This window comes from Pseudomonas sp. Wu6, from assembly GCF_019891515.1.
Taxonomy (GTDB): domain Bacteria; phylum Pseudomonadota; class Gammaproteobacteria; order Pseudomonadales; family Pseudomonadaceae; genus Aquipseudomonas; species Aquipseudomonas orientalis_A.
In genome coordinates, this window is the sequence record NZ_JAFLXH010000015.1 from 51259 (window position 1) to 77139 (window position 25881).

At 62.3% G+C, this 25881-nt stretch carries 18 protein-coding genes; 5 read left to right on the forward strand and 13 right to left on the reverse strand.

Features of this window, described 5'->3' with window-relative positions; all coding sequences use genetic code 11:
• Positions 1-50: 50 nt before the first annotated feature.
• From purD to J1G34_RS12785, 11 genes are all read right to left on the reverse strand, one after another.
• Positions 51-1343 carry a phosphoribosylamine--glycine ligase gene (purD, locus tag J1G34_RS12735; protein ID WP_065883445.1) on the reverse strand — a complete coding sequence of 431 codons (1293 nt, stop codon included), beginning with the start codon at positions 1341-1343 and terminating at the stop codon, positions 51-53.
• A gap of 134 nt (positions 1344-1477) precedes the next feature.
• On the reverse strand, positions 1478-3085 hold the full coding sequence (gene purH, locus J1G34_RS12740; RefSeq protein WP_222994139.1) for a bifunctional phosphoribosylaminoimidazolecarboxamide formyltransferase/IMP cyclohydrolase: 1608 nt from the start codon (positions 3083-3085) through the stop codon (positions 1478-1480).
• An 81-nt stretch (positions 3086-3166) separates the two neighbouring features.
• A complete protein-coding gene (gene fis / locus J1G34_RS12745) occupies positions 3167-3487 on the reverse strand; it encodes a DNA-binding transcriptional regulator Fis (protein ID WP_007250933.1) in 321 nt (106 codons plus the stop codon).
• The gene (gene dusB / locus J1G34_RS12750) at positions 3484-4497 is read right to left on the reverse strand and encodes a tRNA dihydrouridine synthase DusB (protein ID WP_065883448.1); all 1014 of its coding nucleotides are present in this window, start codon (positions 4495-4497) and stop codon (positions 3484-3486) included. Before dusB ends, fis begins: the two co-directional genes overlap by 4 nt.
• 185 nt (positions 4498-4682) lie before the next feature.
• Positions 4683-5930: a DUF3426 domain-containing protein gene (locus J1G34_RS12755; RefSeq protein WP_065936090.1), complete on the reverse strand. Its 1248-nt coding sequence runs from the start codon at positions 5928-5930 to the stop codon at positions 4683-4685.
• Positions 5931-5960: 30 nt separating this feature from the next.
• Positions 5961-6839: a 50S ribosomal protein L11 methyltransferase gene (prmA, locus tag J1G34_RS12760; protein ID WP_065936091.1), complete on the reverse strand. Its 879-nt coding sequence runs from the start codon at positions 6837-6839 to the stop codon at positions 5961-5963.
• 276 nt (positions 6840-7115) lie between these two features.
• Positions 7116-8477, reverse strand: coding sequence for an acetyl-CoA carboxylase biotin carboxylase subunit (gene accC, locus J1G34_RS12765; RefSeq protein ID WP_065894600.1), 1362 nt, complete (start codon positions 8475-8477; stop codon positions 7116-7118).
• A 17-nt stretch (positions 8478-8494) separates the two neighbouring features.
• Positions 8495-8956, reverse strand: coding sequence for an acetyl-CoA carboxylase biotin carboxyl carrier protein (gene accB / locus J1G34_RS12770; RefSeq protein WP_065894602.1), 462 nt, complete (start codon positions 8954-8956; stop codon positions 8495-8497).
• A gap of 24 nt (positions 8957-8980) precedes the next feature.
• Positions 8981-9436: a type II 3-dehydroquinate dehydratase gene (aroQ, locus tag J1G34_RS12775; RefSeq protein WP_057724120.1), complete on the reverse strand. Its 456-nt coding sequence runs from the start codon at positions 9434-9436 to the stop codon at positions 8981-8983.
• Positions 9437-10082: 646 nt separating this feature from the next.
• Positions 10083-12044, reverse strand: coding sequence for a methyl-accepting chemotaxis protein (locus J1G34_RS12780; RefSeq protein WP_122562057.1), 1962 nt, complete (start codon positions 12042-12044; stop codon positions 10083-10085).
• A 53-nt stretch (positions 12045-12097) separates the two neighbouring features.
• On the reverse strand, positions 12098-13768 hold the full coding sequence (locus J1G34_RS12785; protein ID WP_065897679.1) for a response regulator: 1671 nt from the start codon (positions 13766-13768) through the stop codon (positions 12098-12100).
• Positions 13769-14066: 298 nt separating this feature from the next.
• Here J1G34_RS12785 and J1G34_RS12790 point away from each other — a divergent pair, with 298 nt between their 5' ends.
• The 4 genes from J1G34_RS12790 to speA all read left to right on the forward strand — a co-directional run bounded on the left by J1G34_RS12790 (position 14067) and on the right by speA (position 18189).
• Positions 14067-15134 carry a DUF2333 family protein gene (locus tag J1G34_RS12790; RefSeq protein ID WP_065883460.1) on the forward strand — a complete coding sequence of 356 codons (1068 nt, stop codon included), beginning with the start codon at positions 14067-14069 and terminating at the stop codon, positions 15132-15134.
• A 2-nt stretch (positions 15135-15136) separates the two neighbouring features.
• The gene (locus J1G34_RS12795) at positions 15137-15673 is read left to right on the forward strand and encodes an NUDIX hydrolase (RefSeq protein ID WP_065894607.1); all 537 of its coding nucleotides are present in this window, start codon (positions 15137-15139) and stop codon (positions 15671-15673) included.
• A gap of 88 nt (positions 15674-15761) precedes the next feature.
• Positions 15762-16133: a translation initiation factor Sui1 gene (locus J1G34_RS12800; protein WP_057724111.1), complete on the forward strand. Its 372-nt coding sequence runs from the start codon at positions 15762-15764 to the stop codon at positions 16131-16133.
• 142 nt (positions 16134-16275) lie between these two features.
• Positions 16276-18189 (forward strand): arginine decarboxylase, encoded by a 1914-nt coding sequence (speA, locus tag J1G34_RS12805; RefSeq protein WP_065883466.1) that lies wholly within the window; start codon positions 16276-16278, stop codon positions 18187-18189.
• Positions 18190-18298: 109 nt separating this feature from the next.
• On the opposite strand, the gene J1G34_RS12810 is transcribed toward speA, so the two are convergent.
• On the reverse strand, positions 18299-19642 hold the full coding sequence (locus tag J1G34_RS12810; RefSeq protein WP_222994140.1) for an MATE family efflux transporter: 1344 nt from the start codon (positions 19640-19642) through the stop codon (positions 18299-18301).
• Between the two features lie 960 nt (positions 19643-20602).
• Here J1G34_RS12810 and J1G34_RS12815 point away from each other — a divergent pair.
• Positions 20603-25501: an alpha-2-macroglobulin family protein gene (locus J1G34_RS12815; protein WP_222994141.1), complete on the forward strand. Its 4899-nt coding sequence runs from the start codon at positions 20603-20605 to the stop codon at positions 25499-25501.
• 46 nt (positions 25502-25547) lie between these two features.
• Here the strand turns inward: J1G34_RS12815 and J1G34_RS12820 are convergent, their stop codons facing one another.
• On the reverse strand, positions 25548-25841 hold the full coding sequence (locus tag J1G34_RS12820) for a hypothetical protein (RefSeq protein ID WP_065886472.1): 294 nt from the start codon (positions 25839-25841) through the stop codon (positions 25548-25550).
• Positions 25842-25881 lie beyond the last annotated feature (40 nt).

The window sequence follows — 25881 nt, forward strand, 5'->3', positions numbered from 1 at the left end:
ATGAGTACGGCAAGGGCCAGAGGCCCTTACCTACCCGAACGGATAGCTACTCAGTGGTTCTCGCCGCGTTCACGGGCAATGGCGCGGTAACCGATATCAGTGCGGTAGAAGCAGCCTTTCCAGTCGATTTTCGCGGCCAACTTGTACGCTTGCTGCTGCGCGGCGTCGACGCTGGCGCCCATCGCGGTGGCGCACAGCACGCGGCCACCGGCGGTGACGACCTTGCCGTCCTGCAGCGCAGTGCCGGCATGAAACACTTTGCCTTCCAGCGCAGCCGCGGCGTCCAGGCCTTCAATCACATCGCCCTTGGCGTAATCGGCAGGGTAACCGCCGGCCGCGAGCACGATGCCGACGCTCGGGCGTGGGTCCCACTGTGCTTCGACCTTGTCCAGGGCCTGGGCCAGCGCGGCCTCCACCAGCAGCACCAGGCTCGATTGCAGGCGCAACATCACCGGTTGGGTTTCCGGGTCGCCGAAGCGGCAGTTGAACTCGATGACTTTCGGGTTGCCGGCTTTGTCGATCATCAGGCCGGCGTAGAGGAAACCGGTGTAGACGTTGCCTTCGTCGGCCATGCCGCGCACGGTCGGCCAGATCACCAGGTCCATGACGCGCTGGTGCACCTGGGCGGTGACCACCGGCGCCGGGGAATAAGCACCCATGCCGCCGGTGTTCGGGCCGCTGTCGCCGTTGCCGACGCGCTTGTGGTCCTGACTGGTGGCCATCGGCAAGACGTTCTTGCCGTCGACCATCACGATGAAGCTGGCTTCTTCGCCGTCGAGGAATTCCTCGATGACCACGCGCGAACCGGCATCACCAAAGGCGTTACCGGCGAGCATGTCGCGTACGGCGTCCTCGGCTTCCTGCAGGGTCATGGCGACGATCACGCCTTTACCGGCGGCCAGGCCGTCGGCCTTGATCACGATCGGCGCACCTTTTTCACGCAGGTAAGCCAGGGCCGGCTCTATCTCGGTGAAGTTCTGGTAGTCGGCGGTCGGGATCTTGTGGCGCGCCAGGAAGTCCTTGGTGAAGGCTTTCGAGCCTTCCAGTTGAGCGGCGCCGGCGGTCGGGCCGAAGCAATCCAGGCCACGGCTGCGGAACAGGTCGACGACGCCGGCAACCAATGGGACTTCCGGACCGACGATGGTCAGGGAGACGTTCTTTTCGGCAAAGTCCGCCAGTTGCTCAAGCGCCAGTACGTCGATGGCGACGTTTTCGCACTTGGCTTCAATGGCGGTACCGGCGTTGCCGGGCGCAACGAAGACTTTCTGTACACGGGGGTCCTGGGCAACTTTCCAGGCCAGGGCGTGTTCACGGCCACCGCTGCCAATGATCAAAACATTCATTTCAAAAACCTCAAATTCTGTGGGCTGATCGTTCCCACGCTCTGCGTGGGAATGCAGTCCGGGACGCTCTGCGTCCCAAGCGTGACGCGGAGCGTCACAAGAGGCATTCCCACGCGGAGCGTGGGAACGATCAATCAGTGGCGGAAGTGGCGCATGCCGGTGAAGACCATCGCAATGCCGGCTTCATCAGCGGCGGCGATCACTTCAGCATCACGCATCGAGCCACCCGGTTGGATCACGGCGGTCACGCCGGCTTTCGCGGCATTGTCCAGGCCATCACGGAACGGGAAGAACGCATCGGACGCCATCACCGAGCCCACCACCTGCAAGCCGGCGTGTTCAGCCTTGATCGCGGCGATACGCGCCGAGTTCACACGGCTCATCTGGCCGGCGCCGACACCGATGGTCTGGCGGTTCTTGGCGTAGACGATGGCGTTGGATTTGACGTACTTGGCCACTTTCCAGGCGAAGATCAGGTCGTTGATCTCTTGCTCGGTGGGCGCGCGTTTGGTCACGACTTTCAGGTCTTCGCTGCCGATCATGCCGATGTCGCGGCTCTGTACCAGCAGGCCGCCGTTGACGCGCTTGTAGTCCCAGGCAGCGGCGCGGTCAGCTGACCATTCACCGCAGGCCAGCAGGCGCACATTGGCTTTGGCCGCGACGATGGCGCGGGCCTCTTCGCTGACGCTTGGCGCGATGATCACTTCAACGAACTGGCGCTCGACGATCGCCTTGGCGGTCTCGGCGTCCAGTTCGCGGTTGAAGGCGATGATGCCGCCGAACGCCGATTCGGTGTCGGTGGCGTAGGCCAGTTCGTAGGCCTGGCGAATCCCGCCTTCAGCGTCCGGGCTCACCGCCACGCCGCACGGGTTGGCGTGCTTGACGATCACGCAGGCCGGCTTGACGAAGCTCTTCACGCATTCCAGCGCGGCGTCGGTGTCGGCCACGTTGTTGTAGGACAGCTCCTTGCCTTGCAGCTGGGTCGCAGTGGCAATGCCGACTTCGGCCGGTTTTGCCTCCACGTAGAACGCCGCGCTCTGGTGCGGGTTCTCGCCGTAGCGCATTTCCTGGGCCTTGATGAACTGGCTGTTGAAGGTGCGCGGGAACTGGCTGCGGCCTTCTGTGCTCAAGGTCTCGGCGGCCTGGTTCACGGTGCCCATGTAGTTGGCGATCATGCCGTCGTAGGCGGCGGTGTGTTCGAACGCCTTGAGCATCAGGTCGAAACGCTGGGCGTAGGTCAGGCCACCGGCCTTCAGGCTTTCCAGGACGTTGGCGTAGTCGCCGGCATTGACCACGATGGCCACGTCTTTATGGTTCTTGGCCGCCGAGCGGACCATGGTCGGGCCGCCGATATCGATGTTTTCGATGGCGGTCGGCAGGTCGCAGCCTGGCTTGTTGATGGTGGCTTCGAAGGGGTAGAGGTTGACGGCCACCAGGTCGATCGGCTTGATGCCGTGCTCGGTCATGATGGCGTCGTCGATACCGCGACGACCGAGGATGCCGCCGTGAATTTTCGGGTGCAGGGTTTTGACCCGACCGTCCATCATTTCCGCGAAACCGGTGTAGTCCGCGACTTCTACTGCGGCCACGCCGTTGTCCTGCAGCAGTTTGAAGGTCCCGCCCGTGGAGAGGATTTCCACGCCCAGGGCTTCCAGCTCCCGGGCAAATTCGAGGATCCCGGTCTTGTCGGAAACACTGATCAAGGCGCGGCGGATCGGCAGGCGGGTAGTCTGGTCGGTCATTTCAATTTCCATCAAAAGCAAAGGAGTCAGCAAAAAAGGCGACCGTTTTTACGCGGGCGCCTTTCTGGTTTGATTGAATGCTTACAGCAAATCGTACTGCTTGAGCTTTTTGCGCAAGGTCCCACGATTGAGGCCCAGCAGCTCACTGGCTTTGGTCTGGTTGCCCTTGACGTAGTTCATCACGCTTTCGAGCAGGGGCGCCTCGACTTCGGAGAGCACCAGGTTGTACACGTCCGTGACGGAAGCACCCTCGAGGTGGGCGAAATAATTGTGCAGCGCCTTCTCGACACTCCCGCGAAGGGTCTGGCCTTCTTCGCTCGGCGTGTTGAGGTGCTGTTTCAAATTGACGTTGTCGCTCACGGGTGCTGTTCCACTCACTAAAGTCTCGGTCATCAAGGTCATGCGGCCACCCCTTCTCCATCCCCTGTTGCCAGGCTCTTGTCACGTTCGGCGAAGAATTCACGAACGATGGCGACCTGTGCCTGCGTTTCATCCAAACGATTGAACTGAGCGCGCAATTCCTTGGCGCCCGGCAAGGTGGCGAGGTACCAGCCGACATGCTTGCGAGCAATACGTACGCCCATCACGTCCCCATAGAAGGCGTGCAGGGCGGCCAGATGCTCCAGCAGAATACGTTCCACCTCGGTCAGTCCCGGTGCCGGCAACACGTCGCCGGTACGCAGGAAATGCTCGATTTCACGGAAAATCCATGGCCGCCCCTGGGCGGCCCGGCCGATCAACAAGCCGTCGGCACCGGTGGCGTGCAGCACGCGCCGGGCTTTTTCGGCTGAATCGATATCGCCATTGGCAAACACCGGCATCGACACGGCCTGCTTGATCGCGGCAACCGTGTCGTACTCGGCTTCCCCGGTATAAAGGTCGGCGCGGGTGCGGCCATGCACCGCCAGCGCTGCAATACCCGCCTGTTCGGCGATCTTCGCCACCGTCAGGCCATTCTTGTTGTCCCGGTCCCAACCGGTACGAATCTTCAGGGTCACCGGCACATCGACTGCGGCGACAACGGCCTGCAGGATCTCGGCAACCAACTGCTCATCTTTCAACAGGGCGGAACCGGCGGCCTTGTTGCAGACCTTCTTGGCCGGGCAGCCCATGTTGATATCAATGATCTGCGCGCCCAGCTCCACATTGGCCCTGGCCGCATCCGCCAGCATCTGCGCATCTCCCCCGGCGATCTGCACCGAGCGCGGCTCGGGATCACCTTCGTGGATCATGCGCATCCGCGACTTGCGGGTGTTCCACAAACTCATGTCGCTGGTGACCATTTCAGAGACTACTAGACCCGCGCCCAAACGTTTGCAGAGCTGACGAAAGGGCTGGTCCGTGACGCCCGCCATCGGGGCGAGGATCAAGCCGTTGTGCAATGTATATGGGCCGATGCGTACCGCCGACATAGGACTTCCCTGTTGTGGGGCCGGATCATTAGAGTTCGAAAAAGGGTTGGCATGATACCCGCTCTCGATGACTGGATAAAGGCTGAATTGGATAAAATCTGAACAGTTATTTTTTTATCGCCATCGGTTTGGTTGACGCCGGTGCAGTCAATAATCCGTCGTCAAACCACGGTTGCGGCGTGGCTTCATTCGGGCGAATGGAAGGTCAGGCTGTAATTCACGGCTTTGTTGCCGGGGTCGAGGATGTCCAGGGAGATGTGGATCGGCACCTGCGACGGCATTTCGCTGACCCCGGCCAATTCGCCGCTGAGGTATTCGGCGGGCTTGAAGCGCCGACTGGCGATCAGGCCGCCGTTGAGGTCGGCAAAGCGCAGTTCCAGCAGCGGGAAGGGCTGGGAGAAGGTTGCGCGGTTGTAGATGATCGCATCCACCACCAGGGCCCCGGCGAACTCCGGGTGGCTGCGCACCACCAGGTTGCTGCTCTTGATATGGGCGATGTCGACCCGCGATGGCACGCTGCAGCCCAAGGACGGGCACAGTTGCTGGAACCACGGGCGGTAGGTGTCCTGGCGGGCCAGTTCGTCGAATTGGTAGGCGATGTACTGGCCTGCCAGGCCGGCGGCAGCCAGCAGTACCAGCACGATCCAGATCAGGCGGCGACCCCAGCCTGACGCGCGCTTGTGCGCATACAGGTGCAGCGGATCGTCTTCCAGCTCCTGGAACAGGTCGTCGTGGGCGCTGGAATCGGCGCGCACTCGCTTGCGCCGCGATTGCGCACGCTCGTCGACTGCGTTCGCCGCCGGGGTCAGGGGCGTGAACGGTGGGTCCGGATCATCGTCGTCGTGCGGGGCCTCGCGCAGTGGCGGCTCGTCGTCGATATCGTCGGTGTGAAAGGACATGGACGGTTCGGTGCGTGCACTCAGCGCAGGTTCCGCTTCGGCGGGCAGGTCGCGTTCCTGCGGCGGCTCGCTGAACAGACTGGCGGCCCATTTTTCTTCCTCGGCCTTGACCGTATGGCGACTGGCGCTGAGGGCGTCGTCCTTGTGCCGGCGGTCGGCCCCCGGCTGGCGCCTTTCTGCGCCGACGGGCTGGGTGTGCTGAATCTCGCGGCGCTCGAGTTTGGCCAGCTCTTCGTCCAGGTCCAGGTTGTCCAGGTCCAGTTCTTCGGCCGTCCACTGCTTCTGGCTGATGGCGCGTGGGGCTTCGGCGGCAGGCTCAAGCACCGGGGCGTGGTCGGGAGCATAGTCAGGAGCTTGGTCAGGAGCGTGGCCAGGTTGCATTTGCGCCCGTTGCTCCAGCAACTGGCGAGCGGCATTGAACACTTGCAGGCACGAGCCGCAGCGCACCACGCCGCGGGCCACGTTCAACTGAGCGTGGCTGACGCGAAAGCGCGACTGGCAATGCGGGCACTGGGTGACGAAACTGTCGGTCATGCGGCCATCCGATTCAGGCAAGCGCTCATTCTAGCGCCGACGTCCACTGATGCGCACCCAACCGTCACGGTTGGCGATGGGGTCCAGCTCGAAATCCCTGGCGTAGGCGGCAGCGACCTCTTCGCCCTGCTCGGCGAGGATGCCCGACAGCGCCAGGCGCCCGCCCGGCCTGACCAGGCTCGACAGCTGCGGTGCCAGTGACACCAGCGGCCCGGCGAGGATATTGGCGACCAGCACATCGGCCTGCACCTGGGGCAGGTCCTCAGGCAGATAGAGTGGGAATTTGCCTTCAGGAATGTGGTTGCGCCCGGCGTTATCGCGGGAAGCTTCCAGTGCTTGCACGTCGATATCGGTGCCCACGGCTTCGTTGGCGCCCAGCAGCAGGGCGGCGATCGCCAGGATCCCCGAGCCGCAGCCGAAGTCGAGCACGTTGCAGTCGGTCAGGTCCTGGCCGTCCAGCCATTCCAGGCACAGCGCGGTGGTGGGGTGAGTGCCGGTGCCGAACGCCAGGCCCGGGTCCAGCAACAGATTGACGGCCTCCGGCTCGGGTGCGGCGTGCCAGCTCGGTACGATCCACAGGCGCTGGCCGAAGCGCATGGGCTGGAAGTTATCCATCCAGCTGCGTTCCCAGTCCTGGTCTTCGATCACTTCGCTGTGATGCTCGGGCAGCGGGCCGCCGGTGAGCAATTCCATATGCGCCAGCACGGCGGCGGCATCGGTGCCGTCTTCGAACAGGGCCAGCAGATGGGTGTGGGACCACAGCGGGGTGGTGTTGAGTTCCGGTTCGAAGATCGGCTGGTCTTCGGCATCCATGAAAGTCACCGACACGGCGCCGACTTCGAGGAAAGCGTCTTCGTAGGTTTCGGCTTGTTCCGGGCTGATGGCGAGACGAACTTGCAGCCAAGGCATGGCGGGCACCTTTGAAAAAAATGAGTGTGCAGCGCGTAGGCCGCGAAAGCGCGCAAGTTTACGCGAGCGAACGGCAGAAGACGACATTACTGAATGAATGCGGAGCAAATGTGGGAGGGGGCTTGCCCCCGATAGCGGTGGATCAGATACAGATACTGAGACTGACACACCGCAATCGGGGGCAAGCCCCCTCCCACATTTGGACTGTGTATGGCCTGAAAGTTGGGGTGCACAAACAACAAAACCGCCCGAAGGCGGCTTTGTTGGGTGGAGCACTTACTGGTTGGCCAGCTTGTGTTCCAGGTAGTGAATGTTCACACCACCTTCGCAGAAGCCTTCATCACGAACCAGGTCCCGATGCAGCGGGATGTTGGTCTTGATGCCGTCGACCACGATTTCGTCCAGGGCGTTGCGCATGCGGGCCATGGCCTCGTCGCGGGTCGCGCCCCAGGTGATCAGCTTGCCGATCAGCGAGTCGTAGTTGGACGGAACCTTGTAGCCGCTGTACAGGTGCGAATCCACACGTACGCCGTTGCCGCCGGGCGCGTGGAAATGCTTGACCAGGCCAGGGCTCGGCATGAAGGTTTGCGGGTCTTCGGCGTTGATTCGGCACTCCAGGGAGTGGCCGTGGATCTTCACGTCGTCCTGGGTGAAGGACAGCACGTTGCCGGCGGCGATGCTGAGCATCTCCTTGACGATGTCGATACCGGTGACCATCTCCGAAACCGGGTGTTCTACCTGCACGCGAGTGTTCATCTCGATGAAGTAGAAACGGCCGTTCTCGTAGAGGAACTCGAAAGTACCGGCGCCACGGTAGTTGATGTCGATGCACGCCTTGACGCAGCGCGCCAGGACTTCCTGGCGAGCCTTTTCGTCCAGACCCGGTGCCGGCGCTTCTTCCAGGACCTTCTGGTGACGACGTTGCAGCGAGCAATCGCGGTCACCCAGGTGGATCGCGTGGCCCTGGCCGTCGGACAGTACCTGCACTTCCACGTGACGTGGGTTGGTCAGGTACTTCTCCAGGTAGACCATCGGGTTGCCGAACCAGGCGCCCGCTTCGGAGCGGGTCTGCTTGGCGGCTTCGATCAGGTCTTCTTCCTTGTGCACCACGCGCATGCCGCGACCACCACCGCCACCGGCGGCCTTGATGATCACCGGGTAACCGACTTCGCGACCAATGCGCAGCGCGGTTTCCTCGTCTTCCGGCAACGGGCCGTCGGAACCTGGAACGGTTGGCACGCCGGCTGCAATCATGGCGTCCTTGGCCGAAACCTTGTCGCCCATCAGGCGGATGGTTTCGGCTTTAGGGCCGATGAAGGCGAAGCCGGATTTTTCCACCTGTTCGGCGAAATCGGCGTTTTCCGCGAGGAAGCCGTAGCCTGGGTGGATGCCATCAGCGCCGGTCACTTCAGCGGCCGCGATGATGTTCGAGACTTTCAGGTACGAGTTCGTGGCCAGTGGCGGGCCGATGCAGATGCTTTCGTCCGCCAGTTTCACGTGCATCAATTCGGTATCGGCCGTCGAGTAAACAGCGACGGTCTTGATGCCCTCTTCCTTACAGGCGCGCAGGATACGCAGCGCGATCTCGCCGCGGTTGGCGATCAGGACTTTTTGCAGTTTCTTCGCAGGTTTCAACATCGAAGGTGCTCCGCGGTTCAAACGATGGTGAACAGCGGCTGGTCGTACTCAACCGGCTGACCGTTTTCTACCAGGATGGATTCAATGACGCCGGCTTTTTCCGCAGTGATGTGGTTCATCATCTTCATCGCTTCCACGATGCAGATGGTGTCGCCCACTTTCACGGTCTTGCCCACTTCAACGAAGGCCGGCGAGGTCGGTGCCGGGGTGCGGTAGAAAGTACCGACCATTGGCGACTTGACCACGAAACCGTTCAGCTCAGGGGCTGCCGGGGCCGCAGGTGCTGCGGCTGGAGCGGCGGCGGCAGGTGCGGCAGCGGCTGGCGCCGGTGCTTGCATCTGGGGTGCGTAGAACTGTTGGGCCGGGGTCTTGCTGTGACGGCTGATCCGTACGGACTCTTCGCCTTCCTTGATTTCCAGCTCGTCGATACCGGATTCTTCCAGCAGTTCGATCAGTTTCTTAACTTTACGGATATCCATGAATCATCAACTCCCAAGGGTCGGTCAGGGGCGTTTAGCCTGTTCTTCAACGTGTTCCAGGGCGGCCTCCAGGGCCAGTCGGTAACCGCTGGCGCCAAGGCCGCAGATCACTCCTACCGCTACATCGGAGAAGTAAGAGTGATGGCGGAAAGCTTCGCGTTTGTGCACGTTCGATAAATGCACTTCGATGAATGGGATGCTCACCGCCAGCAGCGCGTCACGTAATGCAACGCTTGTATGCGTGAAAGCGGCGGGATTGATCAGAATAAAGTCCACACCTTCGCCGCGCGCGGCGTGGATGCGATCAATCAATTCATACTCGGCATTGCTTTGCAGGTAGAGCAAATGGTGGCCGGCAACACGGGCCCTCTGTTCCAGATCGAGGTTGATCTGCTCCAGCGTCACTGCCCCGTAGACGCCCGGTTCACGGGTGCCGAGCAGGTTCAGGTTGGGTCCGTGAAGAACCAGTAAGGTCGCCATCGGCTGTTCCTTGTTATTGGTTGGGGTAGCGCAGAACCCGGCGACTATGCCGCAAAGCCTTTGTGACTGTCCAGTTCTATGCAGTAGCCAGCACGATTAGCGAGGATAGCGCGAAATTTGTGACTGTGACTTGGGATTCGGTCATGGGTAATACAGTCGTGAAATCGCGGGAGATCCCATGTGGGAGGGGGCTTGCCCCCGATGGCGGCCTCTGGGCCGACCAGGATGCTGGATTGGAACGAGTACATATCCGGTTCTGCGGTCACGGCCACTTAGGGTTCCGCCCTTACGGCGGCTCACTTTTGAAAAGCGCAAAAGTAAGCAAAACGCTCTTGCCCCACCACTCGGCACCTCGCTTAGGCTCGGTGTGCCCTCTCTCCGGCTTGAATCCGTGGGCCGCCGCAATGGGCCATCCATGGCCCAGTGCGGCTAACCCGGCGTCCTGCCGGGTTACCCACGGATTCAAGCCTGCGTTCGGCCAGCGTGGTTTAACGGGGCGCCTGAGATCAAGATCAAAAGCCAGATCAAGATCACGAGCGGCTCGCTTCGCATCGTGGTTACGGTTGGGCGCTACAGAGTTGTGTAGATACCTATGGCTATCAGGGGCAAGCCCCCTCCCACATTTTGATCTCCACTGGAGGGGAGATTAGACGCGGAAGGCCTGCACCGCCGTGTTGAGCTGCCCGCCCAGCACCAGCAGGTGTTCGCCCTGGCTGCGCCCCTGGCCGATACGCAGCAGGTTGTCCTCGCCCAGTTGGTGAATGCGTTCGCTGTTATCGCGAATCTCGCTCACGGCCCCGCTTTGCTGTGCAGTCACGTCAGCGATGCGCACCGCCGTCTCGGAAATAGTCTGGATCGCCCCGACGATTTCGTCCAGCGCGCCATCGGCGGCCTGGGCTTGCTCGGCGGTGGCTTCGGCGTGTTCGACCTGCGCACGCATGCCTTGCACCGATTGGTGGGCGGCGGTTTGCAGGCTGCTGATCAATCCCTGGATTTCGGCGGTGGCGCCGGCTGTGCGTTGGGCCAGGGTGCGCACTTCATCGGCGACCACTGCAAAACCCCGGCCGGCCTCACCGGCGCGGGCGGCTTCGATAGCGGCATTGAGCGCCAGCAGGTTGGTCTGGTCGGCGATCGAGCGGATCACCGTGAGCACGCCGCCGATGGTGGCGGATTCCTCGGCAAGTTTCTCGATCATCTGCGCGTTTTGCTGCACTTCTCCCACCAGGGCGTGCAACCCGGTCAGGCTCAGGCCGATGACGCGCTGGCCTTGTTCCACGGCGATGCCGGCACTGCGACTGGCGCCAGCGGCCTGGCTGGCATCGCCCGCCACTTGCTGGATGGTCGCTTCCAGTTCGCCCAGGGAGTCACGGATCTGCGCAGTATCCCCGGCTTGGCGTTCGGCGCCGTCGTGCAGGCCGCTGCTCAGTTCGGCAAGGGCGCGGCTGCTGCCGGCAACTTCTTCGGCGTTGCCGCGAATCGTGCCGACCAGGTCCACCAGATAAGCACGCAGGCGGTTGAGCGAGGCTTGGATATCGTGCAGTTCGCGGTTGGTCCTGCCCAGGTCGATCGGCTGGCTGAAGTTGCCTTCGGCCCAGGTGGACAGCGCAGGGGCGAGGGCGGTCAGCACCCGCGCCAGGCGACGCTGCAAGGTGTCGATCAACAGGGCGATCAGCAGGATCAGGCCAATCATCAGTCCTTGTATCAGGCGCACCTCGCCCTGGATGCTGGCGTGTTGCGCGCGCACCACTGGCTCCAGGCCGGCGATGGCTTGGCGCACGCCGGTGATCTTGGTGCGGGTGGCGGCGGCGAGGTCGGCACGTTGCTGGATCTGTTCGCGGGTGCGCTTGAGTTCGGCGGGGTAGCGGGTCAACAGGCCGTTGAGTTCACGCTTGAGGTCAACGCCGGTGTCCAGCGCTTCGGTTTTTTCAGTGTTTTCCAGACCCATCAAGGCGGAAAAATCGTCGGTGCTGGATTCGGCGCTGGCCTTCACGCCCAGTAACGGCAGTTGTGCCAGCAGGTCGGCCTGGCTACGGATGTTGGCGATTTCACGCTCGACGTCATCGGCCAGCTCGGCGCGCCCGCTGCTGACCAGTTTTTCGCGCGCCAGGGACAACTTGCCCAAGTGTTGCGAGGCCGCCAGCAGCGGCGGCAGGTAGCGCGCGGCGTCCGCAGAATTGGCCGCGCCGGCGTACTGGCTCAGTTGCTCCAGGTTCGCCCCCAGTTCGCGTTCGGCTTGCAGCAGCAGCGCTTGCGGGTCGCCGGCCAGTTTACCGGCGGCGAGCAGGTCGGTTTTGCTGAAGGCATCCAGGTCCGCAAGGCTGGGGCGCAGGCTTTGCGCCAACTCGGGCGGCAGTGAGTCGAGCTGCTGCAGCAGGCTTTCCAGGCTCTGGCCGGCGCTGCTCAACCGCAGGGCATCGCCGCTGGCCAGGTAGTCGTCGATATTGCGTGCGGTCTGGTTCTCAAAGGCCTGGGACAGCCCCAGATAGCGCTCCATCAACAGGTACGGGCGCTCCAGTGCTCGTTGCGACCACCACAGCGTCGCGCCAAGTGCCAGGCACACGGCAACCAGAAGAAGGGTATTGAGATTGGTCAGCAGCTTCAGGCGCATGCGTGGTTTCAACCGACAGCAAAAGATAAGTGCCTGAAGTTATTGCGTTTCTATTACAGCGTTATGACCGAATCAGTGAATCCCGGTGAAAAGATGGCACTTTGCTTTGATGGGCGAGCCGCCTGCACGCGGTTGCGTCCGGCATGCTTGGCACGGTACAGCGCCTCGTCGGCCTGGGCGGCCATCATCAGGCCGTCGGAGCCGTCGCACAGTTCCACCAGCCCGGCACTGAAGGTGCACCATAAGTCCTGTGGCTGGGCCGGGTAGTGGATTTCGGCAAAGCGCCCACGAATGTCGTCCAGCACCCTGCAGGCCGATTCGAGGTCGGTGTCGGGCATCACGATGGCAAATTCCTCACCGCCATAGCGGCCGATGTAATCGGTCTTGCGCAGGCGCTGCTTGAGGAACAGGGCCAAGCTCTTGATGACGCGATCGCCCATGGGGTGACCGTGGCTGTCATTGACCCGCTTGAAGTGGTCGATATCCAGCATGGCGAAGCTCAGCGGCTTGTTTTCGCGACGGGCGCGGAAGCTGCAGTCTTCGAGCAATTGCAGGATATGCGTGTGGTTGTACAGCCCGGTCAGGCTGTCGCGCACCATCCGCGCCTTCAGATTGCGCGCACGCGCCGCGCGGTTGCGCACGGTGGTGATCAGATGGCGCGGCTTGATCGGCTTGGTCAGGAAGTCGTCACCGCCTTCGCTCATCGCGTCGAGCTGTTTGTCCAGGTCGTCTTCGGCCGACAGGTAGATGATCGGCACGCTGACATAGCGGTCGTTGTGGCGAATCACCTTGGCCAGCTCGGTGCCGGTGCAGGCGGGCATGTACATGTCGAGGATGATCAGGTCGGGCTGGAAGTCCGCCAGCTCGGCCATGGCCTGGATCGGCTCGATCAAGGTGCGGGTGACGATGCCGGCGCTGTTGAGCAGGCGCTCGGTGTGCAAGGCCTGGGCACGGGAGTCGTCAATGATCAGCACTTTATACGGCTCGTATTGAGCGACGCAGGTCAGCACTTCGATCTTTTCCAGCAGGCTTGAGGCTTCCAGCGTGCCGGTGAGGAATTCTTCGCCGCCGGCGCGCACGGCGGCCAGGCGCGTCGGCGTGTCGGTTTCATGCAGGCTGAAAAACAGCAGCGGCAGCTTTTGCTCCAGGCCCTGCTGGGCTTCGGCGGCCAGTTTGAGCCCCAGTCCGGGGCCGCAAAAATCCACGTCCATCACGATGGCCGACGGCAGGCGCTCGGCCATGGAGGCGCGAAACGCTGCGACGCTGTCCAGGGACTGCGCGCTCATGCCGAAGAATTCCAACTGCTTGGCCAGGCGCTCGGCGCGGTCATGGTCGGCCAGCATTACGTAGATCGGTTTGCGCATCGGCGGCAGGAGGGTTTGCTCGAGTTGATCGCCCTGGCGCAGCCCGGTGCGCGACAGGCGCTGCATCAAACGGTTGAGTTCGGTGATCAGGTGGCTGCTCAGGCGGCCACGGTTTTCGTCCACGGCCTTGAGGGACTCGCCAATGTGCTGGGCCAGTTGACGGTGCTCGGGCTGTTCAAAACGCTCGGCAAAGCGCAGCAGGCGCAGATTGGCTTCGCTGAGCTCGGAGAAGTCGGCGTTCGACCATTCGCTGCGTTGCAGGCGCTGCCAGATCTCAAGAATTTGACGTGCCTGATGAATTACCCGCTGGGCAAAATGCTGCTTGAGACGCTCGCGGCTGGGGTCTTCTGACTCGGTCATATCCTGACTACTGTGAGGGTGCATGCTGAGGTCAACTAGTGGCCCTATGCTAGCACCTCTTTTCTATTGTATGAGTGTCATACGTCAATTAAGTACGCGTCGGCGGTATTCATTTTTTGACCTCGTGGTCGCGCTGTGTAAAAAGCGTGCATCCTTTATAGTTCACCCTCGGGTATGCGCCAGTCTGGTTTAAAAGCGCCGCACCGATGGGCACGATGGGGTAGGGTTGTGGTCGGATTGTTTGACCGCACCCGGACAATTGATGTGCATGAACTCAAGTGATTGAAAGGATATCGCCATGCTGGACTGGAAAAACCGTGAAGGCAGTGCCAAAGGCCCCGCCCCTGAGCCCAAGTCGGCCAACCGCAGCTACGTTCGCAACCTGCTCATGAGTCGCGCCTTGCTCAGCGTGATCTGCTTGTACCTGCTGGTCACCGGTGGCCTGGGTTGGTATTGGAGCCAGGAGCCGGCGTTGTTTCCGGTCCAGCAAAACGCCCAGCTTGCCGCCGAGAAGGAAGGCAAACAGATGGTGATCGGCTACACCACCGTCGAAACCCTGAAAAACGTGGTCGGCACCTTGCTCAACAAGCCCGGCGGTTATATTTCCAATGACCGTTTCCCGCCAGGCCTGTGGATGGACAACATGCCGAGCTGGGAGTACGGCGTGCTGGTGCAGGTACGTGACCTGACCCGCGCCCTGCGCAAGGATTTCGCCCGTTCCCAGTCGCAGTCGGCTGAAGACGCTGACCTGGCCAAGGCCGAGCCGCGTTTCAACTTTGACAACAAGAGCTGGGTGCTGCCGTCCAGCGAGTCGGAATACCAGGAAGGCATCAATTCCCTGAGCCGTTACGAAGCACGCCTGTCCGACCCCAACCAGAAGGGCGCGCTGTTCTATGCCCGCGCCGACAACCTGAACAACTGGCTGGGCGATGTCGCCACCCGTCTGGGTTCGCTGTCGCAACGCCTGTCGGCCAGTGTGGGCCGCGTGAAGCTGAACACCGCGCTGAAAACCGAAGCGCTGGCGCCGGGTGAAGTGCCGCAGGTCGATGAAGAAGTGGTGGAAACCCCCTGGATGCAGATCGACAACGTGTTCTACGAAGCCCGTGGCCAGGCATGGGCACTGTCCCACCTGCTGCGCGCCATCGAAGTCGATTTTGCCGACGTGCTGGCCAAGAAAAACGCCACCGTCAGCGTGCGCCAGATCATTCGTGAGCTGGAGGCCTCGCAGGAACCGGTGTGGAGCCCGATGATTCTCAACGGCAGTGGCTTCGGGGTACTGGCGAACCATTCGCTGGTGATGGCGAACTACATTTCCCGGGCCAACGCTGCAGTGATCGATTTGCGTCAGCTCCTCAATCAGGGTTGATGATGGACGCTACTCAAAAGGAGGCCGCCCACCGGGTAGCCTCCGATGCTGAACTGATCCAGTGGGTTGACGAACATGACAACCCGCTCGGTAACCTCGTCAGGTCCGACCTGCGCAACCGCGGGCTGATTGGCCGTTGCACCTTTATCTTCCTGTTCAATTCCAGGGGCGAGCTGTGTGTGCATCGGCGCACCCTGAGCAAAGCGCTGTACCCCGGGTTCTGGGACACGGCAGCGGGCGGGATGGTCGCGGCAGGGGAAACCTATGCCGATTCGGCGGCCCGTGAGCTTGCCGAAGAACTGGGCGTCAGCGGCGTGGAATTGATCGAACATGACCATTTCTATTTTGAAGACGGCGACAGCAGGCTTTGGTGCACCTCCTACTCGGCGGTATGGGACGGGCCACTGTGCCTGCAGCCCGAAGAAGTCATGGAAGCGCGCTTCCTGCCGATTGAAACGGTGTTGAGCGAGGCCAAACACAAGCCTTACTGCCCGGACGCGCAAGAAGGCCTGCGGCGCTATCTGGCGTTGCGTCGCTAAAGTTGCATGAAATGGCGCCATTTGGCCCTTAGCAACTTGGCTTTTTGCCGTTACACTGCGCCACTTTTCATCCCCTAGAGGATTGCCGGTGGCCAAGAAAGCCGCATCCTTCGCCGCCCTGGGTGGCCTGGTATTTTCCACCGATGCAGGTCGACACTGCCCGGACTGCCGTCAGCCCGTGGATTCGTGCACCTGCAAACAAACCCTGATTCCCGAAGGCGACGGCATTGCCCGCGTACGCCGCGAGAGCAAAGGCCGTGGCGGCAAGACGGTGACCACCATCACCGGCGTGCCGCTGGCCGAAGAGGCGCTCAAGGAACTTGCCACCACGCTGAAAAAGCGCTGCGGCACCGGTGGCGCGTTGAAAGACGGGGTCATCGAAATCCAGGGCGAGCATGTCGAGTTGCTGTTGGCCGAGCTGATCAAGCTCGGTTACAAGGCCAAGAAGTCCGGCGGCTGAAAGCCTCTTCCCGGCCTGTGTCTAAACTCTGCCCTGCGAGCGAGGTCTACCTCCCTTACAGGCAAATCGTCATTTTCATTCTTTAGACTGCGCCAGCCTCCGCTTGAGGTGGCGCCTTCGCCTTCATTTATAGGGGACTTCGATGTCCGTACGACGCACACGCAAAGACGATGGCAGCCAATGGACAGTTGCGGACAGCCGCAGTGTTTACGGGATTCGCCATTGGGGGGCCGGTTATTTCGCGATCAATGAAGCCGGTCGCGTAGAAGTCCGTCCGAACGGTCCGAACAGCACGCCTGTCGATCTGTACGAGCAAGTCGACGAGCTGCGCAAAAGCGGCCTGTCGTTGCCGCTGCTGGTGCGCTTCCCCGATATCCTGCAAGACCGTGTACGCCAGCTCACCGGTGCCTTCGATTCGAACATCGAACGCCTGGAATACCAGAGCCAGTACACCGCGCTCTACCCGATCAAGGTGAACCAGCAGGAAGCGGTGATCGAGAACATCATCGCCACCCAGAACGTCTCCATCGGCCTGGAAGCCGGCTCCAAGCCGGAGCTGCTGGCCGTGCTGGCCCTGGCGCCGAAGGGCGGCACCATTGTCTGCAACGGTTACAAGGACCGTGAATTCATCCGCCTGGCGCTGATGGGCCAGAAGCTCGGCCACAATGTGTTTATCGTGATCGAGAAAGAATCCGAAGTTGAATTGGTGATCGAAGAGGCCGCCAGCCTCAAGGTCAAGCCGCAGGTGGGCTTGCGTGTGCGCCTGTCGTCCCTGGCCTCAAGCAAGTGGGCGGACACCGGTGGCGAGAAGTCCAAGTTCGGTCTGTCGGCGGCGCAGCTGCTGTCGGTGGTCGAGCGTTTCCGCGCGGCCGGCCTGGACCAGGGCATCCGCCTGCTGCACTTTCACATGGGTTCACAGATCGCCAACCTGGCCGACTACCAGCACGGGTTCAAGGAAGCCATTCGTTACTACGGCGAACTGCGCAACCTTGGCCTGCCGGTGGACCACATCGACGTGGGCGGCGGCCTGGGCGTGGACTACGACGGTACCCACTCGCGCAACGCCAGCTCGATCAACTACGACATGGACGACTACGCCGGCGTGGTGGTGGGCATGCTCAAGGAGTTCTGCGACGCGCAGAGCCTGCCGCATCCGCACATCTTCTCCGAGAGTGGCCGTTCGCTGACCGCCCACCACGCCATGCTGGTGGTGCAGGTGACCGACGTCGAGAAACACAACGACGAAATCCCGACCATCGAAAACAAGGAGAGCCTGCCGGAAACCGTGCAATGGCTGGTGGACCTGCTGGGCCCGACCGATATCGAGATGGTCACCGAAACCTACTGGCGCGCCACTCACTACATGAGCGACGTGGCCACCCAGTACGCCGACGGCAAGCTGACCCTGGCCGAGAAAGCCCTGGCCGAACAGTGCTATTTCGCCGTGTGCCGTCGCCTGCACAACTCGCTCAAGGCTCGCCAGCGTTCGCATCGCCAGGTGCTGGACGAACTCAACGACAAACTGGCCGACAAGTACATCTGCAACTTCTCGGTGTTCCAGAGCCTGCCGGACACCTGGGCCATCGGCCAGGTACTGCCGATTCTGCCGCTGCATCGCCTCGACGAAGAGCCGCTGCGCCGCGCCGTGCTGCAAGACCTGACCTGCGACTCCGACGGCAAGATCAAGCAGTACGTCGACGAACAGAGCATCGAGACCAGCCTGCCGGTCCATGCCTTGAACGAGGGCGAAGACTACCTGCTGGGTATCTTCCTGGTCGGCGCGTATCAGGAAATCCTCGGCGATATGCACAACCTGTTCGGTGACACCGACTCGGTGAACATCTACCAGCGTGAAGACGGTTCGGTGTACAGCGCCGGTATCGAAACTCACGACACCATCGAAGACATGCTGCGCTATGTGCACTTGTCGCCGGAGGAATTGATGACGCATTACCGTGACAAGTGTGCGAGTGCGAAGATCAGTGCCAGCGAGCGCACTCAATTCCTGGACGCATTGCGCCTGGGCCTGACCCGTTCTTCCTACCTGTCCTCGTAAAAAATGTGGGAGGGGGCTTGCCCCCGATAGCGGAGTGTCAGGCAACTGATTTGTTGCTGATGTACTGCTATCGGGGGCAAGCCCCCTCCCACATTTGGATTGCGTTTTTTCAGTTGGCTCCGAGCCACAGCCCTTGCCGATTCAGGCGCCAGGCAATTGCCCACAGGGTCAAACTGCGCACCGCCATGAACAGCAGGAAGGTGATCCACAGCCCGTGGTTGCCCAACCCCTGCAATGCCCACGCAAGCGGCAGCACCAGCAGCACCGTCAGCAACATCCCATTGCGCATTTCCCGCGCTCGCGTTGCGCCGATAAACAATCCATCGAGCAGATAACTCCACACCGCAATCAACGGCAATACCGCAAGGTAGGGCAGGTAGCGGTCGGCGGTTTCGCGCACGCTGGGAATGTCGGTTTGCATGGCGATAAACAGGTGGCCGCCGAAGGTGAACAGCAGCGCGAAACCGACGCTTGCGATCAGCGACCAACCACAGGCAACCACCAATGATCGCCTTAACGCCTGGCGGTCACGTGCGCCGATGGCGTGGCCGCACAGGGCCTCGACAGCGTGAGCGAGGCCGTCCAGAGCGTGTGCCGTCAGCAGCAGGCCGTTGAGCAACAGCGCATTGGCCGCCACGGTCGCATCCCCCAGCCGCGCGCCCTGTACGGTGATCATGAAAAACACCGACTGCAACGCCAGGCTGCGGATAAAGATGTCGCGGTTTACCGCCAGCAATGGGCGCCAGCTTTGCCACAGCTTGAGCGCGGCCCAGGCGATATGGCCGGGGTAGGCGCGCAAGGCTTTCTGGGTGAGGGCTAGGCCGAGCAGGGCACCGGTCCATTCGGCAATCACCGAGGCGCGGGCGGAGCCGACCACGCCCCAATCCAGGCCCAGAACGAACCACAGGTTCAGCGCGATATTGACCAGGTTGGTGGTCAGCAGGATCGCCAACGGCGCACGGGCGTTCTGGGTGCCGAGGAACCAGCCGACCAGCGCATAGCTGGCAAGGGCGGCGGGCAGGCCGAACAGGCGCGTATGGAAGAATTCCCGGGTCAGTTGGTTCAGTTCGGCCGAGGGTTGCATCCACTCGAGCGCCAGATGGCTGAGCGGAATGCCCACGGTGCCCAGCAACATGGCCAGTCCCAGCGCGAGCAGCAGACCTTGCAGCAGCACCTGGCGCAATGCCGCGCCGTCATTGCGCCCGGCGGCCTGGGCGGCAAAGCCGGTGGAGCCCATGCGCAAGAAGCCCATGGCCCAGGCGAGGAAGGTATACAGGCTGGCGCCGACGGCCACGGCGCCCAGTTGGTGGGCATGGGGCAGATGGCCGATGACCATGCTGTCGACCAGGGCTACCAGCGGCACGGAAATATTCGACAGGATCATCGGCGCGGCCAGGGCCCAGACACGGCGATGGGTGGGGCGGTGGCGCCAGTCGGCGAGCAGGGCGGTCATGAAGGCTCCTAGGTGGAGCGCCATTGTAACCGGCCATTAACCCCACCGCAGATCCAATGTGGGAGGGGCGGTGCGACGATTCGGCTTGCCCCCAATGGCGGCCTCTGGGCCGACCAGGATGTCGTGTCGATCCCGGCCCAAATGTGGGAGGGGGCTTGCCCCCGATGGCGGCCTCAGAGCCGGCCAGGATGTTGTGTCGATCCCGATCCAAATGTGGGAGGGGGCTTGCCCCCGATGACGGCGTCAGGGCCGACCAGGATGTTGCGTCGATCCCGATCCAAATGTGGGAGGGGGCTTGCCCCCGATGACGGCCTCAGGGCCGACCAGGATGTTGTGTCGATCCCGATCCAAATGTGGGAGGGGGCTTGCCCCCGATGGCGGCCTCAGAGCCGACCAGGATGCTGGATCAGACCGAGTACATATCCGTTTCTGCGGTCACGGCTGCTTAGGGTTCCGCCCTGACGGCGGCTCACTTTTGAAAAGCGCAAAAGTAAGCAAAACGCTCTTGCCCCCACCACTCGGCACCTCGCCTAGGCTCGGTGTGCCCTCTCTCCGGCTTGAATCCGTGGGCCGCCGCAATGGGCCATCCCTGGCCCAGTGCGGCTAACCCGGCGTCCTGCCGGGTTACCCACGGATTCAAGCCTGCGTTCGGCCAGCGTGGTTTAACGGGGCGCCTGAGATCAAGATCAAAAGCAGATCAAGAGCGACTCGCTTCGCATCGTGGTTACGGTGGGCTACAGAGTTGTGTGGGTACGTCAGGCAACTTTTGTTGCTGATGTACCGCTATCGGGGGCAAGCCCCCTCCCACATTTTGATCTGCATTTTATGTGGGATTTGGTTTGGCCCCAATGACACCCAGAACCAACACACCCTCCGTCGGTCAATGTGACCAGCTCCGCAGCAGCTTGGTCGGCGCTGATATATAGTTCACCCTCGGTTTCCTCTGACTATGAGTGCCCCATGCTTAACAAAGGATTGTTCCTGGCCTGTGCGCTGGCCCTGCTGAGCGCCTGCGATTCTTCCGATAAACCGTCTGCGCCCTCTGCTCCGGCGGCGAGTGTGGCGCCCAAGCCGGCCAAGGCGGCGGTGGATGTGGCGGCGTTGAAGCAGCGGTACGCCGGGCGTGAGTTAAGCGTGGTGGATGTGTCCGAGGTGCAGTTGGACGGGGCCAGCACCCTGTCGGTGAGTTTTTCCATTCCCCTGGACCCGGATCAGAAGTTCGCCGACAAAGTCCATTTGGTCGACAGCAAGTCGGGCAAGGTCGATGGCGCCTGGGAGCTTTCCGATAACTTGATGGAATTGCGCCTGCGCCACCTGGAGCCGCAGCGCAAGTTGGTGCTGACGGTGGATGCCGGGGTGAAGGCGGTCAACGACAACCTGCTCGCCGCCGAATACACCGCTCGCCTGGAAACCCGCGACCTGCAAGCCACCGTCGGCTTTGCCAGCCGTGGCACGCTGTTGCCCACGCGCCTGGCTGAGGGCCTGCCGGTGATCGCGCTGAACGTCGACAAGATCGACGTTGAATTCTTCCGGATCAAGGCCGAGTCCCTGCCGGCGTTCCTGGCGCAGTGGGGGCGCAACACCAGCCTGCAAAGTTACGAATCCCGCGAATTGCTGCCGATGGCCGACCTGGTGTACGGCGGCCGTTTTGACCTCAACCCGGCGCGCAACACGCGCGAAACCCTGCTGCTGCCGATCGCCGGCCTCAAGCAATTGCAGCAGCCGGGCGTGTACCTGGCGGTGATGCGTGCTTCGGGCACCTACAACTATTCGCAACCGGCCACGCTGTTTACCTTGAGTGATATCGGCCTGTCGGTGCACCGCTATGCCAATCGCCTGGATGTGTTTACCCAGGCGCTGGAAGGCGGCAAGGCGTTGAATGGCGTCGAACTGGAAATCCTCGATGCCGAAGGCCGCGTACTTGGCCAGGGCAAGACCGAAGACGGTGGCCACGCCGAGTTGCCGCTGCCGAAAAAAGCCCAGGTGTTGCTGGCCAAGCAGGGTGAACAAACCAGTTTGCTGCGTCTGGACAGTGCCGCGCTGGACCTGGCCGAGTTCGATATCGGTGGGCAGCCGTCGCACCCGTTGCAGTTCTTTGTGTTCGGCCCGCGTGACCTGTATCGCCCCGGTGAAACCGTGCTGCTCAACGCCCTGTTGCGCGACAAGGACGGCAACGCCGTCAAGCCGCAGCCGGTAAGCGTCGAAGTGCGGCGCCCCGATGAGCAGGTCAGCCGCAAATTCGTGTGGGAGGCCGACGCCTCCGGTCTCTATCAATACCCGCTGCAGCTGGCCGGCGAAGCACCGACCGGGCGCTGGCAGCTGGTATTCGACCTGGGCGATGGCAAGCCGCAGCTGTATGAATTCCTCGTCGAAGACTTCCTGCCCGAGCGCCTGGCGCTGGAGCTCAAGGGCAGTGACACGCCACTGAGCCCGGCGGATGACGCGGTCATCCAGGTCAATGGCCGTTATCTGTACGGCGCGCCGGCCTCGGGTAATCGGGTCAGCGGGCAGGTCTATGTGCGCCCGCTGCGCGAGGCGGTCAAAAGCTTGCCGGGCTACCAGTTCGGCTCGGTCACCGAAGAAGAGCTGAGCCAGGATTTCGAGCTGGACGAAAGCACGCTGGACGCCAAGGGCCAGGAAGAACTGACCCTGGAAAGCAAATGGGCCGAGGCCAAGTCGCCTCTGCAATTGATCGTGCAGGCCAGTCTGCAGGAGTCGGGCGGGCGGCCGATCACCCGACGCCTGGTACAGCCGATCTGGCCGGCCGAGCAGTTGCCGGGCCTGCGCGGGCTGTTTGACGGCACTGAAACCAACGGCGACGGCCCGGCGGAATTCGAAGTGCTGGTGGCCAACCAGGACGGCCAGAAACTTGCCGCGCAGAACCTCAAGGTGCGTCTGGTGCGTGAGCGCCGCGACTATTACTGGAACTACTCGGACAATGATGGCTGGAGCTATCACTACAACGAGAAATTCCTCAACCTTGACGAACAAACCCTCGACATCAAGGCCGGCGACACTGCCAAGGTCAGCTTCCAGGTGGAGTGGGGCCCCTACCGCGTCGAGGTCGAAGACCCGCAGACCGGCTTGATCAGCAGCCTGCGCTTCTGGGCCGGCTACCAGGCCCAGGACAACACCGAAGGCGGAGCCGTGCGCCCCGATCAGGTCAAGCTGGCATTGGATAAGCCCGCCTATGCCGATGGCGACACCGCCAACGTCACCGTCACGCCGCCGGCGGCCGGTAAAGGCTACCTGCTGGTTGAGTCCGCCGAGGGGCCGCTGTGGTGGCAGGAAATCGACGTGCCGGCCGAAGGCAAGAGTTTTGCCGTCAAGCTCGACCCGAAATGGTCGCGGCATGATCTGTACGTGAGCGCGCTGGTGATCCGTCCCGGCGAGCGCAAAGCCAATATCACCCCCAAACGCGCGGTGGGCCTGCTGCATCTGCCGTTGGACCGTACCCAGCGCAAGCTTGGCCTGACGCTGACGGCGCCGGAAAAAATGCGCCCCAAACAGCCGCTGACGGTGAAGATCGCCGCCAAAAACGCCGACGGCAGTGTGCCCAAACAGGTGCATGTGCTGGTGGCCGCAGTGGACGTGGGCATCCTCAATATCACCGAATACCCCACACCCGACCCCTACTCCAGCCTGTTCGGTCGCAAGGCCTACGGCGTGGACCAGTTCGACATCTACGGCCAGTTGATCGAAGCCGGGCAGGGCCGTCTGGCCAGCCTGGCGTTCGGGGGCGATGCGGCACTGGCCAAGGGCGGCAAGCGCCCGGACACCAGCGTGACCATCGTCGCCCTGCAAAGCGCGCCGGTGACGCTCAACGAGCAGGGCGAGGGCGAAGTCAGCGTCGATATTCCGGATTTCAACGGCGAGCTGCGCCTGATGGCCCAGGCCTGGAGCGATGACCGTTACGGCATGGCCGAAGGCAAGACGGTGATTGCCGCGCCGCTGATTGCCGAGTTGTCGGCACCGCGCTTCCTGGCCGGTGGTGACGAGACGACGTTGGCGCTGGACCTGTCCAACCTGTCGGGCAAGGCGCAGAAGCTGGACGTGCAACTGAGCGCCGAAGGGCAGTTGCAGCTGGTCAACGGCGGCTCGCACAGCGTCGAGTTGAAACAAGGCCAGCGCACCACGCTGCGCATCCCGGTGAAAGCCTGGGGCGGCCTGGGCAATGGCAAGGTCAAGGTGACGGTCAACGGTTTGGATCTGCCCGGTGAAAACCTGCCGCCGTTCAGCCGGGAATGGACCCTGGGCGTGCGCCCTGCCTACCCTGCGTTGCTCAAGCATTACCGCGCCGTGCTCAAGGACCAGCCGTGGAGCTTGCCTGCGGGCACGCTGGAGCAGTTCGACAGCGCAGGCAGCGAGGCGTTATTGAGCCTGTCCAGCCGGCCGCCGTTGAACCTCGGCGCGCAGATCAGCGCGCTCAAGGCCTACCCCTACGGTTGCCTGGAGCAAACCGCCAGCGGCTTGTACCCATCGCTCTACGCCGATGACGCGTTGCTTAAACGCCTGAGCATCAAGGGCGAGCCGGATGCCGAGCGTAAACGCAAGATCGAGTTGGGCATTGAACGCCTGCTGGGCATGCAGCGCTACAACGGCAGCTTCGGTTTGTGGGGCGCCGACGGCGAGGAAGAATATTGGCTGACCGCCTATGTCACCGACTTCCTGCTGCGCGCCCGTGACCAGGGTTTTGCAGTGCCGGCCGAGGCGCTGAAGAAAGCCAGTGAGCGTCTGCTGCGCTATGTGCAGGAGCGCAACCTGATCGAAGTCGACTACAGCGACAACGCCGAACACACCCGCTTTGCCGTGCAGGCCTACGCCGGCATGGTTTTGGCGCGCAGTCAGCAGGCGCCGCTGGGGGCCTTGCGCAGTATCTTCGAGCGACGCAGCGATGCGCGTTCCGGCTTGCCCCTGGTGCAGTTGGCCATTGCCCTGCAGAAAATGGGCGACCAGCCGCGTGCGGACCAGGCGCTGCTCGCCGGCCTGGCCGCGCAGCGCAGCGCCAAGGAATGGCTGGCCGACTACGGCAGCCCGTTGCGCGATCAGGCGATGATCCTGGCGTTGCTGGAAGAAAATGACCTGGCCAAGGGCAAGCGCGAGGAGCGTCTGTTCGCGCTCTCGGACCAGTTGGCGGCCAGCCCGTATCTGTCGACCCAGGAGCGTAATTCGCTGTTCCTCGCCGGGCGGCTCGGGCTCGCCCAGCCAGAGGCGAACTGGCAAGTATCGCTGACCGGCAGTGGCGGTGTGCGTGAACTGAACAACCAGCAATCAACCATGCAACTGGATGACAAGCTGCTGACCAGCGACTTGAGCCTGAGCAATCAGGGGGACACGCCGGTGTACCAGCAACTGACGATTTCCGGTTACCCACAAGTGCCACCGGCAGCGGGCGGTGAGAACCTGAGCATCCGTCGCGAATACCTGGGCATGAACGGTCAGCCGCTGAACCTGCGCAGCCTCAACAGCGGCGACCTGGTGCTGGTGCATTTGGCGGTCAGCGCCAAGCAACGCGTGCCGGATGCCCTGGTGGTCGACCTGCTGCCCGCCGGCCTGGAACTGGAAAACCAGAACCTGGCCCAAAGCGCGGCCAGCCTGGAGAACGCCAGCAGCCAGGTGAAGGAATGGCGCGAGTCGATGCAGAACGCGTCGCTCAAGCATCAGGAGTTTCGTGATGACCGCTACGTGGCGGCGATGAACCTGGACGGTTACGGCGGCACCACGCACTTGCTGTACCTGGCACGGGCAGTGACACCGGGCACCTACCGCGTGCCGCCGCCCCAGGTGGAGTCGATGTATCGGCCGAACTGGCAGGCGGTGGGCGAAACCCCGGCAGATATGGTGATCAAGGGCCGCTGAAAAACCAATGTGGGAGGGGGCAAGCCCCCTCCCACAGGGATTGTGATCAGTGCACAACCCAGCTCAACAACCACAGGCCCAGCACCAGCCAGATGATCCCGATAATGACCGAGGCCCGCATAAAGGCGCGTACCGCCGAGTACAAAAAGAGCAGCCCGACGATCAGGGTGATAATGCTGATGATCGAGGTGTCCATGCCCAGGGTGCGCGATAAGCCATCGATAAAGTTGCCGCCGGCGTGGGTCAAGGCTCCGAACAAGCCGCTCAGACCGTCGACGATAAAGCGGATGACGGAGCCGAGCGCCTGGCCCAACCATTCGAAAAAGCTTTCTACCTGCATGTGCGTGTCCTGATTAAGAAGGTGGGCGTAACTGTGCCTT